At 72.5% G+C, this 13757-nt stretch carries 14 protein-coding genes; 7 read left to right on the forward strand and 7 right to left on the reverse strand.

All coding sequences use genetic code 11. From position 1 onward, the window contains the following. Positions 1-20 precede the first annotated feature (20 nt). Entirely contained in the window at positions 21-653 is a 633-nt protein-coding gene (locus IE177_RS07275) for a TetR family transcriptional regulator (RefSeq protein WP_190013907.1), read from the reverse strand. Positions 654-873: 220 nt separating this feature from the next. Here IE177_RS07275 and IE177_RS07280 point away from each other — a divergent pair, with 220 nt between their 5' ends. The 3 genes from IE177_RS07280 to IE177_RS07290 are packed head-to-tail and all read left to right on the forward strand — an operon-like array spanning position 874 to position 4075. Then, the gene (locus IE177_RS07280) at positions 874-2280 is read left to right on the forward strand and encodes a glycosyltransferase family 4 protein (RefSeq protein ID WP_229815921.1); all 1407 of its coding nucleotides are present in this window, start codon (positions 874-876) and stop codon (positions 2278-2280) included. Further along, positions 2274-3008 (forward strand): class I SAM-dependent methyltransferase, encoded by a 735-nt coding sequence (locus IE177_RS07285; RefSeq protein WP_190013908.1) that lies wholly within the window; start codon positions 2274-2276, stop codon positions 3006-3008. The genes IE177_RS07280 and IE177_RS07285 overlap by 7 nt, the downstream gene beginning before the upstream one ends. Next, entirely contained in the window at positions 3005-4075 is a 1071-nt protein-coding gene (locus tag IE177_RS07290; protein WP_190013909.1) for a prenyltransferase/squalene oxidase repeat-containing protein, read from the forward strand. The genes IE177_RS07285 and IE177_RS07290 overlap by 4 nt, the downstream gene beginning before the upstream one ends. A 232-nt stretch (positions 4076-4307) precedes the next feature. Here the strand turns inward: IE177_RS07290 and IE177_RS07295 are convergent, their stop codons facing one another. Further along, positions 4308-4601, reverse strand: coding sequence for a hypothetical protein (locus IE177_RS07295; RefSeq protein WP_190013910.1), 294 nt, complete (start codon positions 4599-4601; stop codon positions 4308-4310). Between the two features lie 124 nt (positions 4602-4725). Between IE177_RS07295 and IE177_RS07300 the strand changes: the two genes are divergently transcribed. Continuing rightward, the gene (locus IE177_RS07300) at positions 4726-5310 is read left to right on the forward strand and encodes a hypothetical protein (RefSeq protein ID WP_190013911.1); all 585 of its coding nucleotides are present in this window, start codon (positions 4726-4728) and stop codon (positions 5308-5310) included. 113 nt (positions 5311-5423) lie between these two features. On the opposite strand, the gene IE177_RS07305 is transcribed toward IE177_RS07300, so the two are convergent. The 4 genes from IE177_RS07305 to IE177_RS07320 all read right to left on the reverse strand — a co-directional run bounded on the left by IE177_RS07305 (position 5424) and on the right by IE177_RS07320 (position 9933). Further along, entirely contained in the window at positions 5424-6206 is a 783-nt protein-coding gene (locus tag IE177_RS07305) for a DUF5336 domain-containing protein (RefSeq protein ID WP_229815922.1), read from the reverse strand. 115 nt (positions 6207-6321) lie between these two features. Then, entirely contained in the window at positions 6322-7302 is a 981-nt protein-coding gene (locus IE177_RS07310; protein WP_190013913.1) for an N-acetylmuramoyl-L-alanine amidase, read from the reverse strand. 21 nt (positions 7303-7323) lie between these two features. Beyond that, the gene (locus IE177_RS07315) at positions 7324-7977 is read right to left on the reverse strand and encodes a class I SAM-dependent methyltransferase (protein ID WP_190013914.1); all 654 of its coding nucleotides are present in this window, start codon (positions 7975-7977) and stop codon (positions 7324-7326) included. Positions 7978-8190: 213 nt separating this feature from the next. Next, the gene (locus IE177_RS07320; protein WP_190013915.1) at positions 8191-9933 is read right to left on the reverse strand and encodes an MFS transporter; all 1743 of its coding nucleotides are present in this window, start codon (positions 9931-9933) and stop codon (positions 8191-8193) included. 246 nt (positions 9934-10179) lie between these two features. On the opposite strand from IE177_RS07320, the gene IE177_RS07325 reads away from it, so the two are divergent. Genes IE177_RS07325 through IE177_RS07335 form a run of 3 tightly spaced genes read left to right on the forward strand, consistent with a single transcriptional unit; the run spans position 10180 to position 12977 of the window. Further along, entirely contained in the window at positions 10180-11619 is a 1440-nt protein-coding gene (locus IE177_RS07325; RefSeq protein WP_190013916.1) for a DHA2 family efflux MFS transporter permease subunit, read from the forward strand. Between the two features lie 51 nt (positions 11620-11670). Beyond that, positions 11671-12210, forward strand: coding sequence for a SigE family RNA polymerase sigma factor (locus IE177_RS07330; RefSeq protein WP_190013917.1), 540 nt, complete (start codon positions 11671-11673; stop codon positions 12208-12210). After that, positions 12210-12977 (forward strand): hypothetical protein, encoded by a 768-nt coding sequence (locus tag IE177_RS07335; RefSeq protein WP_190013918.1) that lies wholly within the window; start codon positions 12210-12212, stop codon positions 12975-12977. The genes IE177_RS07330 and IE177_RS07335 overlap by 1 nt, the downstream gene beginning before the upstream one ends. Positions 12978-12996: 19 nt before the next feature. Here IE177_RS07335 and IE177_RS07340 read toward each other — a convergent pair whose 3' ends face one another. After that, positions 12997-13608, reverse strand: coding sequence for a response regulator transcription factor (locus tag IE177_RS07340; RefSeq protein ID WP_190013919.1), 612 nt, complete (start codon positions 13606-13608; stop codon positions 12997-12999). Between the last annotated feature and the right edge of the window lie 149 nt (positions 13609-13757).

Raw genomic sequence — 13757 nt, forward strand, 5'->3', positions numbered from 1 at the left:
CACGGCTCCGCCCGCCGTGCCTAGCGCGCGGCGGGCGGTGCCGTCAGGTCCATCAGGCGGCACGCCGTCTCTATGTCCGTCCTCACCTGGGCGATGGAGGCGCGGCCGGAGAGCCACGTGATGAGGGCCGAGTGCCAGGTGTGCTCGATGACCCGGACCGCGGAGAGCTGCTCGGGTGTGGGGTGCTCCAGGCCCGTCGCTTCCAGGATGATCGCCGTCGTCTGGCGGGAGACCTGGTCGACCTCCGGGCTCACGCTCCGGTCGGCGAAGGTGAGGGCGCGCACCATCGCGTCGGCCAGCTGCGGCTCGCGCTGCAGCCCGCGGAAGGCCCGCATCAGGGTCTCGGCGACACGCTCGGCAGCCGAGTCACCCGCGGGGGGCCTCCTGCGGAGCGTGCCGTGCATGTGCTCCAGCTGGTCCTGCATGGTCGCCACCAGCAGGTGGACCTTGGACGGGAAGTAGCGGTACAGCGTGCCGAGGGCCACCTGGGAGGACTCGGCGACCTCGCGCATCTGCACGGCGTCGAAACCGCCCCGGCTCGCCAGCTGGGCGCACGCTCGCAGGATCCTGCGGCGGCGGGCCTCCTGCCGCTCGGTGAGCGGGGCCGGGGAGGGCCGGGCCGTACTGGCCGTCACCTTCGATTCCGCAGGCATGGGTCCCACTCCGTGACAGTCGGTGAGGGTGTCTGTAGGGCTCGTGATCAAACAGCATGACAGGGTTGCGCGTCGTGGCGCGAATCACCTGATCCACTGCTCACAGTCCCCCTACCTGCCGGTAGATTCAGTTCCTCTTGAACGATCAAGTCTGAAACTTGTTCTAGATTAGCGTCCCGTCGTAGTGTCGCGGGGCAGTGCAGGCAGAAGGGGGCACGGAGTGACCGCTGAGGCCCGGGAAGCGGGTGCCCAGGAGGATCCCGCGTCTGACGGCGAGCGACCGCTCGACATCGCGCTCCTCACCTACAAAGGGAACCCGTTCTGCGGCGGCCAGGGCGTCTACGTACGGCACCTGTCCCGCGAACTGGCCCGCCTCGGCCACCGCGTGGAGGTCATCGGCTCCCAGCCGTACCCGGTCCTCGACGAGCACGAGGACCATGCCGGCCGGCTGACCCTGACCGAGCTGCCCAGCCTCGACCTCTACCGCCAGCCCGACCCCTTCCGCACCCCCGGGCGGGACGAGTACCGGGACTGGGTCGACGCCCTCGAAGTGGCGACCATGTGGACCGGCGGCTTCCCCGAGCCGCTCACCTTCTCGCTGCGCGCCCGCCGCCACCTGCGCGCCCGCCGCGGCGAGTTCGACGTCGTGCACGACAACCAGACCCTCGGCTACGGCCTGCTCGGCGACATCGGCGCCCCCCTGGTCACCACGATCCACCACCCCATCACCGTCGACCGGCAGCTGGAGCTGGACGCGGCCGGCACCTGGCAGCGCCGCTACTCGGTGCGCCGCTGGTACGCCTTCACCCGGATGCAGAAGCGCGTCGCCCGCCGCCTGCCCTCGGTCCTCACCGTGTCCGGCAGCTCCCGGCAGGAGATCGTGGACCACCTCGGCGTCCGCGACGACCGCGTCCACGTGGTCCACATCGGCGCCGACACCGACCTGTTCGCGCCGAATCCCGCCGTCCCCGAGGTCCCCGGCCGGATCGTCACCACCTCCAGCGCCGATGTGCCCCTCAAGGGCCTGGTGTTCCTCGTGGAGGCGCTGGCGAAGGTGCGCACCGAGCACCCGGCCGCCCACCTCGTCGTCGTCGGCAAGCGCCCGGCGGAGGGCCCCGTCGCCCAGGCCGTCGAGCGCTACGGCCTCGAAGGCGCCGTCGAGTTCGTCAAGGGCATCTCCGACGCCGAGCTGGTCGACCTGATCCGTTCGGCCGAGGTCGCCTGCGTGCCCTCCCTCTACGAGGGGTTCTCGCTGCCCGCCGCCGAGGCCATGGCCACCGGCACCCCGCTGCTCGCCACCACCGGCGGCGCGATCCCCGAGGTCGCCGGACGCGACGGCGAGACCTGCCTGGCCGTACCGCCGGGCGACGCGGGCGCGCTGGCCGCCGGGCTGACCCGGCTGCTGGGCGACCGCGAGCTGCGAGTACGGCTCGGCGCGGCCGGCCGGAACCGGGTGCTGCGGCACTTCACCTGGGCCCGCGCCGCCCAGGGCACGGTGGCCCGCTACCGGGAGGCCATCGCCCGCCACGGCGGCCGCCGGCACACGCCGGCCCGGCCCGCCCCCGCACCCACCGCCGTACGCGAAGAAACACTCGCCTCCGACCGCGAAAGCAGGGCCACGTGCTGACCGTCGACTTCTCCCGGTTCCCGCTCGCCCCCGGCGACCGTGTCCTGGACCTCGGCTGCGGAGCCGGCCGGCACGCCTTCGAGTGCTACCGGCGCGGCGCCCAGGTCGTGGCCCTCGACCAGAACGCCGAGGAGATCCGCGAGGTCGCCAAGTGGTTCGCGGCGATGAAGGAGGCCGGTGAGGCCCCCGAGGGCGCCACCGCGACGGCCATGGAGGGCGACGCGCTGGCCCTGCCCTTCCCCGACGAGTCCTTCGACGTCGTCATCATCTCCGAGGTGATGGAGCACATCCCCGACGACAAGGGCGTGCTCGCCGAGATGGTCCGCGTGCTCAGGCCGGGCGGCCGCATCGCCGTCACCGTGCCCCGGTACGGCCCCGAGAAGGTCTGCTGGGCGCTGTCCGACGCCTACCACGAGGTGGAGGGCGGCCACATCCGCATCTACAAGGCGGACGAGCTGCTCGGCAAGATCCGCGAGGCCGGCCTCAAGCCGTACGGCACCCACCACGCGCACGCCCTGCACTCGCCCTACTGGTGGCTCAAGTGCGCCTTCGGCGTGGACAACGACAAGGCGCTGCCGGTGCGGGCGTACCACAAGCTGCTGGTCTGGGACATCATGAAGAAGCCCCTCGCCACCCGGATCGCCGAGCAGGCGCTGAACCCGGTCATCGGCAAGAGCTTCGTCGTCTACGCGACCAAGCCGCACCTGCCGCGGGTGGACGACAAGTGACCACTCCCCGGACGGAACACCTCGTCCTGCCCGGGGTCCTCACCGCCGAGCAGGCCGCCGCGACCGTCCGCGGCATCCTCGCCGTGCAGCGGGAGGACGGCGCGATCCCGTGGTTCCGCGGGCACCACCTCGACCCGTGGGACCACACCGAGGCCGCCATGGCGCTGGACGCGGCCGGCGAACACGAGGCCGCGGAGCGGGCGTACACCTGGCTCGCCCGGCACCAGAACGCGGACGGCTCCTGGTACGCCGCCTACGCCGACGGCGCCCACGACGACGTCACCGACCGCGCCCGCGAGTCGAACTTCGTCGCCTACATAGCCGTGGGCGTCTGGCACCACTACCTCTCCACCGGCGACGACACGTTCCTGGACCGCATGTGGCCGTGCGTCCGGGCGGCCGTCGAATGGGTGCTGCGGCTGCAGCAGCCCGGCGGGCAGATCGGCTGGCGCCGCGACGACGACGGCACGCCGACGAACGACGCCCTGCTGACCGGCAGTTCCTCCATCCACCACGCCCTGCGCTGCGCCCTGGCGATCGCCGAGCAGCGTGAGGAGCCGCAGCCGGACTGGGAACTGGCGGCCGGGGCCCTCCGGCACGCGATCCGCCGGCACCCCGAGCGCTTCCTCGACAAGAACCGCTACTCGATGGACTGGTACTACCCGGTCCTCGGCGGCGCGCTGACCGGCGCGGAGGCCAAGGCCCGCATCGAGGAGTCCTGGGACAGTTTCGTCGTCCCGGGCCTCGGCGTGCGCTGCGTGGTCCCCAACCCGTGGGTCACGGGCGGGGAGTCCAGCGAACTCGCCCTGGCCCTGTGGGCGGTGGGCGAGTCCGACCGTGCCCTGGAGATACTGCAGTCCATCCAGCACCTGCGCGACCCCGAGTCGGGCCTGTACTGGACGGGCTACGTCTTCGAGGACGCCGCCGTCTGGCCCCGCGAGCTGACCACCTGGACGGCGGGCTCCCTGCTCCTCGCCGTGGCCGCACTGGGCGGCCACGACGCCACCTGCGCGGTCTTCGGGGGCGAACACCTCCCGACCGGCCTCGCCCCCGACTGCTGCGCCTAGCCGACGCGGCGCCGCGCCGCAGGCGGTCAGTGGCGGTGCGGGCGGTTGGCGATGGCGTGGCCGACGAAGAGGTAGACGACGGCGGCGAGTCCGTACCCGGCGACCACCCGGGCCCAGGCCTCGTCGAACGTGCTGTGTTCTCTGGGGGTGCCCCCCAGACCCCCGGGCCGTGCGACCGGTGTGCGGTGGCGGGTTGTCCCGGGGAGTGGGGGGCGTGGCGCGCCGCAGGCGGTCAGTGGCGGTGCAGGCGGTTGGCGATGGCGTGGCCGACGAAGAGGTAGACGACGGCGGCGAGTCCGTACCCGGCGACCACCCGGGCCCAGGTCTCGTCGAACGTGAACAGGTCGTGAGACCAGCCCGCCAGCCAGGAGGCGGTGTCGTGCACGAACTGCACCAGGCTGTTCGCCCGGTTCGCGTCCAGCAGGTACATCAGGATCCACAGGCCGAGGATCAGCGCCATGACGTCGGCGACGACCGCTATGACCGTCCCGGCCTGATTCGCTCCGTTGCGATATCTAGGGGACATGCCTTGCGGATTGCCGGGCGCCGGGCGGTGAAACCCGATCGGCGTCCCCCAAGTGGCGCACACCTCCCCCGCGGGTGAACCTGCCGGAGGAAGAAGACCGCTCGGGGAGACACCGGGAGGACCCGTGCCCGTACCGATACGTCGCCTCTGCGTCGCGCTCACGCTGTGCTGCGCGCTGCTCGCCACTTCGACCGCCTGCGGAAACAGCCAGAAGACCAGCAGCACGAAGGCAACGGCAACGGCAACGTCGGAGGCGGCCGCCCTGGACGCGGCCACACCCAGCCCGAGCACGTCGGCGGAGAAACAGAAGTTCGCCAAGACCCGCTTCGTGGCGAACGCGGCCCTCGCGGCCGGCGCGACCTACCAGTGGATCGTGAAGCCCTGGAAGGCGGGCAAGTTCAAGAAGGGCGCCCACGGCCGCACGCTCGCTCTGGTGAAGGCCGGTCTCGCCGGCGCCTTCACCTACAACCGGCTCAAGGCGGCCCAGAAGAACGCCAAGGGCGACCCCCTGCTGTCCAAGGCCCTCGCGCCGCTCACCGCCGGCATCGAGGCCCTGAAGAAGCTGCCCGCCAAGCTGCGCAAGGGCGACGAGGGCGCGGCCGGGGCCTTCGACGACATCATCAACAAGGTGAAGGACGCGGGCAAGAGCGCCGGCGCCGAGGTCGAGAACAAGGTGCCGTCCACCTCCCAGCTGACCCAGGGCAGTTAGGCGCGACCGGCACTTCCTCCGACGGCCCGCCGACCGCACGTGCGGGTAGCCCGCCGTACGGCAACGGCCCCCCGCCCGGAAGGGCGAGGGGCCGCAGGCGGCAGGGCGCGGGCTCAGCCGCGCTGGATGCCGGAGGTGTCCTGGAGGACGCCGCGGCGGCCGTCCTGGGTCTGGGCGACGAGCGCGGTACCGCGCTGCTCGACGGCCAGGTACCAGGTGCCGGGGGCCAGTTCGGCGATCTGGTTCTGCGAGCCGTCCTCCGCGAACAGCTGGCGGGCCACCGGCACGGCGAACCAGAACGGGGAGAAGTCGCCGGGGGCCGCCGCCTGAGGCGCCGCCGGAGCACCCTGCGGCGCCGGAGCACCCTGCGCGGCCGGCGGCTGCTGCCCGAACGGCTGACCCGGCTGGGGCTGGGCGCCGTAGGGCTGCTGCGGCTGGGCGCCGGGGTAGCCGTAACCACCGGGCGGCTGCGCGCCGTAGGGCTGCGGGGCGACCGGCTTGGGGGCCGGGACCAGGGCGGCCTGGAGGGCGGGGACGAGGGGGGTGGCGATGGCCGCGGCGGACAGAACCAGCAGGGAGATGAACCCGAGGATCAGGCCGGCGCCGGCGTCGAGCCCGTCGTCGAGGTCGATCATGGTCCACAGCAGGGACCACAGGGCCAGGATCGCGAACGCGGTACCGGTCGCACCGAGGTCGAGCCCGGCCACCTTGCGCGGCTGCGGCAGGCACCGGTTGACGACGATGAGAACGGCGCCGATCACCGCGCCCATGTAGATGCCCAGGCCCATGCCCAGGTTGTCCCACGAGTTCCGGCTGATCGAGCCGCCGAATCCGGAGTAGGTGTAGAAGTCGAGGAACGACGCGATGAACAGCACCACCGCTGCTCCGATCACCACGCCGTCGCCTCTAGTGAGGGAGCGGATATTCACTTCAGGTCCTTCGTAGTCGTCTCGTCGTCGGTAGACACTATCGTCCGCAAGATCCGGTTGTCCGTCCGGTTCCGCCCGTCGGTCACGACCGGCGCAGGAAACTCACGATTCCCTCAGAAATCCCCTGCGCGGCCTTCTGCCGCCAGGCGCCGCTGGTCAGCAGTGCCGCGTCCTTGGTATCGCGCATGTTGCCGCACTCGATGAAGACCTTGGGAACCGTTGACAGATTGAGACCGCCCAGGTCCGTACGCGTGACGTAACCGGTACCTCCGCCGAGGTAGTTGGACGGCGGCTCACCGGTCTCGCGCAGGAACTTGCCCGCGACGCGCACCCCGAGGTCGTGCGAGGGGCCGACGATTCCCCGGGTGTCGGCGGCGCCGGCGTGCACGGACCCCGGCAGGATCACGTGGAAGCCGCGGTTGCCGGGCGCCGAGCCGTCGGCGTGCAGGGAGATGGCGGCGTCGGCGTGCGCCTCGTTGCCGATCCGGGCCCGCTCGTCCACGCACGGCCCCCACGCCGGGCCGTCCCCGTCGTGCGTCAACTTCACCGTGGCGCCCTGCTGCTGGAGCAGCGTGCGCAGCCGGTGGGCCAGGTCGAGGGTGAACCGGGCTTCCGTGTAACCGTCGTTGGTGGACGTCCCGGTGGTGTCGCACTCCTTGCGGTTCGTCCCGATGTCCACTGTGCGGTTGATCTCGGCCGCGTGCTGGAAGTTGCCCGGGTTGTGGCCGGGGTCGATGACGACGACCTTGCCCTTGAGCGGCCCGGAACCGGCGGCCGTCGGCGTCCCGGTGGGCCGCTTGCCGTCGGCACCGGTGTCGCCGCCGGAGTGGTCACCGGAGGCGCTGGGCGACGCCGACAGGGCCGACGGGGAGGAGGACGCCCGGGCCGTGCGCGAGGCCGGGGCGGCGGAGCCCGCACGGTCCGGGCCGCCGCCGTCCAGTGCCTCGTACACCACCCAGCCGAGCAGGGCGCCGGGCACCAGCGCGGCCAGGGCCACGGTCAGCGGGCCCCGCCGGGGCCGGCGCGGCTGCGGGGGATCGAAGTCGGGGCCTACGTACGACACGCTGCGACTCTAACCGGGTGCTCAGATCCCCGCGCCCGTTCGCCGCAGGACGCGCAGCGAGCCGGTCACCGAGACCTCCGTGAACGCCCCCGACTCCAGGGCCCGCAGGTACACCCGGTAGGGCGCCTGGCCGGTGAACTCGTCCTCGGGGTGCGGGAAGACGTCGTGGATGACCAGCAGGCCGCCCTCGGCCACGTGCGGTGCCCAGCCCTCGTAGTCGGCGGTGGCGTGCTCGTCGGTGTGGCCGCCGTCGACGAAGACGAGACCGAGCGGGGAGTTCCACACCGCCGCGATCTGCGGGGAACGGCCGACGAGGGCGACCACGTGGTCCTCCAGGCCGGCCCGGAACAGCGTGCGGCGGAACGTCGGCAGCGTGTCCATCAAACCGATCTGGGGATCCACCGTCTCCGGGTCGTGGTAGTCCCAGCCGGGCTGCTGCTCCTCGCTGCCCCGGTGGTGGTCGACGGTCAGCGCCGTGACGCCGGTCTCGCGGGCGGCGTCGGCGAGCAGCACGGTGGAGCGGCCGCAGTAGGTGCCGACCTCCAGCAGCGGCAGTCCCAGCCGGCCGGCCTCCACCGCCGCCGTGTACAGTGCCAGCCCCTCGTCCACGGGCATGAATCCCTTCGCCGCCTCGAACGCGGCCAGGATCTCGGGCTTGGGGGCGGGGGCGGGCATGGGGCGCCTTTCGGTCGTACGACTGTCCGGACGCCCATGCTGCCGTACCCCCGGGTCACTCATCGACCGGGGGTACGCGCAACAGGAGGGGTGCGGGCGCCCGCGTGCGTACCGCGGCGTCGCGGCGCGGGCGCGCCTCACGGACACCGGCAACGTGGCGAGGCGCGGTGCCAGGGCCCGCGAGCCCGGCGTGATCCGAAAGAGAGGCCCTGGCTAGGCGTCGACGGCGGCACCCGGCAGCGACAGGTCCAGGTCGACGGACCGCTCGTCCCCGGAGTGCGTGGCCGAGGACGCGTGCGGTCCGTGCCCCGAGGCCTTCGCCGCCACCACGTACGCCCCCTGCGCCGGCACGGCGAGGGCGTACGTGCCGTCCTCGGCGGAGACCGTCGCGCCCGCCTGCCGGCCGCGCCGGTCGATCAGCGTGACCTTGGCCCGGGCGACCGGCACGCCGTCGGCGTCCAGGACCCGGCCGCTGAAGCCCCGCAGCGCCTGCTCGGCGCGCTGGAGGTTCGCGTCCTCCTCGCTGCTGGCCCGCAGCCGGGTGTGCTGCTCGGCCGGGCGGGGGGCCTTCGGCAGGAAGGCGGCCAGCAGCAGGCCCACCGCCACGGCGGCCGTGGCGATCAGGAAGGAGACGCGGAAGCCGTGCATGGTCGGGACCGCGACGCCGCCCACGTCGTTCGCCGTGTTGGCCAGCACCATGCCGATGACGGCGCTCGACACGGACGTGCCGATCGACCGCATCAGCGTGTTGAGGCCGTTGGCCGCGCCGGTCTCCGAGGCCGGGACCGCGCCGACGATCAGCGCGGGCAGCGAGGAGTAGGCGAGGCCGATGCCGGCGCCGAGGACGACCGAGGTGACGACGGTCTGCCAGGCCGCGTCCATCAGGCCGAGGCCGCCGCCGTATCCGACGGCGATGATCAGCAGACCGGTGATCAGGGTGACCTTGGGGCCGTAGCGGGCCGACAGGCGGGCGTACACCGGGGCCGTGAACATCATCGTCAGGCCCAGCGGGGCCACGCACAGGCCCGCGACGACCATCGAGCGGCCGAGGCCGTACCCGGTGGCGGTGGGCAGCTGGAGCAGCTGGGGCAGGACCAGCGAGACGACGTAGAAGCTGACGCCGACCATGATCGAGGCGAGGTTGGTGAGCAGCACCTCGCGGCGCGCGGTGGTGCGCAGGTCGACCAGGGGCGCGGGGACGCGCAGCTCGAACAGGCCCCACAGGACGAGCACGACGGCGGACGCGCCGAACAGTCCCAGCGTCGTGCCGGAGGACCAGCCCCAGTCGCTGCCCTTGGTGATGGGGAGCAGGAGCAGCACCAGCCCGGTGGACAGGCCGAGGGCGCCCAGGAGGTCGAAGGAGCCCTTGGCGCGCATCGGGGACTCGGGCACGACGAGGCAGGTGAGGGCGATCGCGAGCGCGCCGAGGCCGGCGGCTCCGTAGAACAGGACGTGCCAGTCGCTGTGCTGTGCCACCAGGGCGGCGGCGGGCAGCGCGAGACCGCCGCCGACACCGATCGAGGAGCTCATCAGCGCCATGGCCGAGCCGAGCCGCTCGCGCGGCAGCATGTCCCGCATCAGGCCGATGCCGAGCGGGATCGCGCCCATGGCGAAGCCCTGGAGGGTGCGGCCCACGATCATGGTGAGCAGCTCGCTGGTGACCGCGCTGACCAGGGCGCCGGCCACCATCACGGCCAGGCTCAGGACCAGCATCCGCCGCTTGCCGTACAGGTCGCCGAGGCGCCCCATGATGGGGGTCGCGACGGCGCCGGACAGCAGGGTCGAGGTCAGGACCCAGGTGGCGTTGCTCGGCGCGGTGTCCAGCAGCTGCGGCAGGTCCTTGATGACCGGCACGAGCAGCGTCTGCATCACCGCGACCACGATGCCCGCGAAGGCGAGCACCGGGACCACGGCCGCGCCGGCCCTCGGGCTGGGTTGATCGGTCGTCTGGGTCATTGAGTGGAGGCCTCCCCGTTGAACACAAGTGCTGGGTGAACCTCGTATGCGCAGGCAACTATTCCGTTGCTTCGAGCCTCTAACGATTTCTTGACCGTCCCATGGGTTTCTGATCTGCCGTCAGCGGCCGGCCCGCCGCTGGGAACGTGCCGGTCCGGTGCGCCGCGCGCCGGTCCGGCCCGGGCCGCCGGACCGGCGGCCCCTCGGGCGAAAAGCCGATGCGGGCGCCGTCGGCGCGCTGGGAGGATGACGCCCATGCTGGAAGCCGCCGAAGTCTCCCGACGCACGCCCCGTCCCGCCGCGCCGCCGACCTGGCTGGTGGTCGCGCTGGCCTGCGCCGGGCAGTTCCTGGTGGTGCTCGACGTGTCCGTGGTCAACGTGGCACTGCCGTCGATGCGGACGGACCTCGGGCTGAGCGCCTCCGGCCTGCAGTGGGTGGTGAACGCCTACGCCATCGCCTTCGCCGGCTTCATGCTGCTCGGCGGGCGAGCGGGTGACCTCTACGGCCGCAAGCGGATGTTCCTCGTCGGACTCACCCTGTTCACGCTGGCTTCGCTGGGCGGCGGGCTGGCCCAGGAGGGCTGGCAACTGCTGCTGGCGCGGACCGTGCAGGGGCTGGGCGCGGCGGTACTGGCCCCCTCGACGCTGACGCTGCTGACGGCGGCGGTACCCGAGGGCCCGGCCCGCGCGCGGGCGATAGCGACCTGGACGGCGGTCGGAGCCGGCGGCGGGGCCGCGGGCGGTCTCGTCGGCGGCGCCCTGGTGGACCTGCTGTCCTGGCGCTGGGTGCTGCTGATCAACGTACCGGTCGGCGCGGTCGTGCTGGCCGGTGCCGTGCTCTGGCTGGCCGAGAGCCGGGCCGGGGACGGCCGCCGCCTCGACCTGCCGGGCGCCCTGCTGGCGACCACGGGCCTCGCCACCCTCGCCTACGGCATCGTGCAGACGGAGGCCGAGGGGTGGACGGCCGCCGCCACGCTGGTGCCGCTGCTGGTCGGGCTCGCCCTCATCGCCCTCTTCCTGCTGGTCGAGGCCCGGACGGCGGCCCCGCTCATGCCGCTCGGCCTGCTGCGGCGGCGCTCGGTGGCGTCCGCGAACGCGGCGATGTTCGTCTCCGGCTCGGCGATGTTCTGCATGTGGTACTTCATGACGCTGTACGCCCAGAACGTACTCGGCTACACGCCGCTGGAGGCCGGCCTCGCCCTGGTGCCCAGCTCGCTGTCCGTGGTGGTGGGCTCCAAGCTGGCGCCGCGCCTGATGCGGCCGGCGGGGGCGCGCACGGTGGCGACGCTGGGCACGCTGGTGGCCGCGGCGGGCTTCGCCTGGCAGTCCACGATGAGCGCGCACGGCGCGTACGTCACCGGGATCATGATCCCCGGCATGCTGATGATGCTCGGCGCGGGCCTGGCCGGGACCCCGCTGGCCGCGCTGGCCACCTCGGGTGCGGCGCCGGGCGAGGCCGGGCTGGTGTCAGGCCTGATCAACACCTCGCGGACGATGGGTGGATCGCTCGGGCTCGCCGTCATGTCGACCGTCGCCGCGGCCGGCACGGGCGGTGAGGGCGGCGCGGAGGCGCTGACGGAGGGGTACGCGCTGGCCTTCCGCACGAGCGCCGCGCTGCTGCTGGGCGGGGCGGCGCTGATGCTGGTGTGGCTGCCGCGAAAGACTTCGGCGAGTTCTGCCGGCTGAGGCAACGGTCCGGGCCCCTCATGGACTCCTTTTGACATCTAGGAGGTGCCCATGGGGGACGGGAAGCAGGCTCGGAGCGAGGAGTTCCAGAGCTTCATGGTCGGCCGCTGGCCGCGGCTGATGCGTACGGCATTTCTCCTCACGGGGGAGCAGCACGCCGCCGAGGACCTCGTCCAGTCGACGCTCGAACAGGTCTACGTGGCCTGGCGCAGGGTCGGCTCGGCCGACGATCCGGAGGCGTACGTACGCCGCGTGATGATCAACCTGCACGCGCGCAAGCACAGAAGAAGGCTGAAGGAGTTCCTGGCGCCCCGGGACGACTCCGGCCTGGTGCACGAGGTGGCCGACACGGGGGACCGGATCGCCCAGGCCGACGACCGCAGCGCGCTGCTCGAGGCACTCGCCCAACTGCCCCCGCGGCAGCGGGAGGCGGTGGTCCTGCGCTACTGGGAGGACCTGACGGAGACCCAGACGGCGGAGGCGATGGGCTGCTCGGTCGGCACGGTCAAGAGCAACGCGGCCAAGGGGATCACGAAACTGCGGGCCATACCGGGACTGGCGGGCATGGTGACGCACGGAGGGCGGAAGTGATGAGCGCGGACCGGGAGAAGCACGACATGACGCAGACGGACATCGCCCTCCTCCTCGCGGACGCCGCGGACGAGGTCGAGATCGGCATAGCCCCGGTCCAGGCGGTCATTCGCGGCGGCCGGCGGCGCAGAGCCCGGCGCTGGGCGGTGGCGGCCGCCACGACGATGGTGCTGGCGGGGTCGACGGGCGCGACGCTGGCGGTGACGGGACTGCCGGGCGACGGACAGCAGGACCGCGGGACCAGCGTGGCGGCCGAGGCGCGGCACGTGGACCGGCCGCACCTCACGGAGCTGGCCGGGGGCACCGACCAGGGCCAGCGGTGGCGGGTGGAGCTGTCCGTGTGGGACGCACCGCGCGACAAGGCGGAGGTGACCCGGCAGCTGGAGGCGATGAGGAGGTACGGGATCGATGCGGACGCACTGCCGGAACGCTCACATCTGGTCGGCAAGACGTCGCACTTCGCGAGTCTGTACTACGGCGACCGCGGAGGCAGGGTCCTCCTCTTCGACACGGCCCAGGAGTGGAACCGCATGACGGGCAAGGACATCGAGTTCGGTGCCCTCCCGCTGACGAAGGGAGGCGCCGACCGCGCCGACCGGCTCGTGGTCGGACAGGTGGCCGCGACCGCCCGGCAGGTCGAGTGCACCTGGGAAGGCGGCACGGGCAGCGTCGTCCGGCCCCGGGCGGCCGCGGGCTCTCCGGTGAAGTGGTTCGTGTGCCTGGGGCCGGCCGGGAAGGCGAACAAGTCGGCCTGGGTCATGGACTAGTGGTCGGGGGCAGAGCCCCTCACAGCCACCCCTGCTGCCGTGCCTCGCGCACCGCCTCCGCCCGGTTGCGGGTGCCGGTCTTCCCGATCGCGGAGGACAGGTAGTTGCGGACGGTGGACTCGGACAGATGCAGCCGGCCGGCGATGTCGGCGACCGTCGCCCCGTCCACCGACGCCTTCAGCACCTCGCACTCACGGGCCGTCAGCGGATTGGGCCCGGCGCTGAGCGCGGCCGCGGCCAGCGCCGGGTCGACGACGGTCTCCCCGGCGAGCACCCGCCGGATCGCCGCGGCCAGCTCCTCCACCGGTCCGTCCTTGACCAGGAAACCGGCCGCTCCGGCCTCCATGGCCCGGCGCAGATAGCCGGGCCGGCCGAAGGTGGTCAGGATCAGCACCCGGCAGCCGGGCACCCGCTCACGCAGCTCGGCAGCTGCGTCCAGGCCGCTGATGCCCGGCAGTTCGATGTCCAGCAGGGCCACGTCCGGCCGATGCAGGAGCGCCGAGTCCACGATCGCGTCGCCGGCCGACACCTGGGCGACCACCTCGATGTCGTCCTCCATGCCGAGCAGCAGGGCGAGGGCGCCGCGCATCATGCCCTGGTCCTCGGCGAGCAGGACTCGGATGTCGTTCACGCCCCAAGCCTAGCCAGGAAGGCAATTCGAAAACTCGCCACAGTCCGGCTCCGCAGGGGTTGACGGCACCCCGGTGCACTCAAAACAATCACCTCTGCATTCCCGGTAATTGTCCGGTATTTCGACGGCTGAAGAAGTTCGGTATATCG

Source organism: Streptomyces lucensis JCM 4490 (assembly GCF_014650035.1).
Classification (GTDB): Bacteria; Actinomycetota; Actinomycetes; order Streptomycetales; family Streptomycetaceae; genus Streptomyces; species Streptomyces lucensis.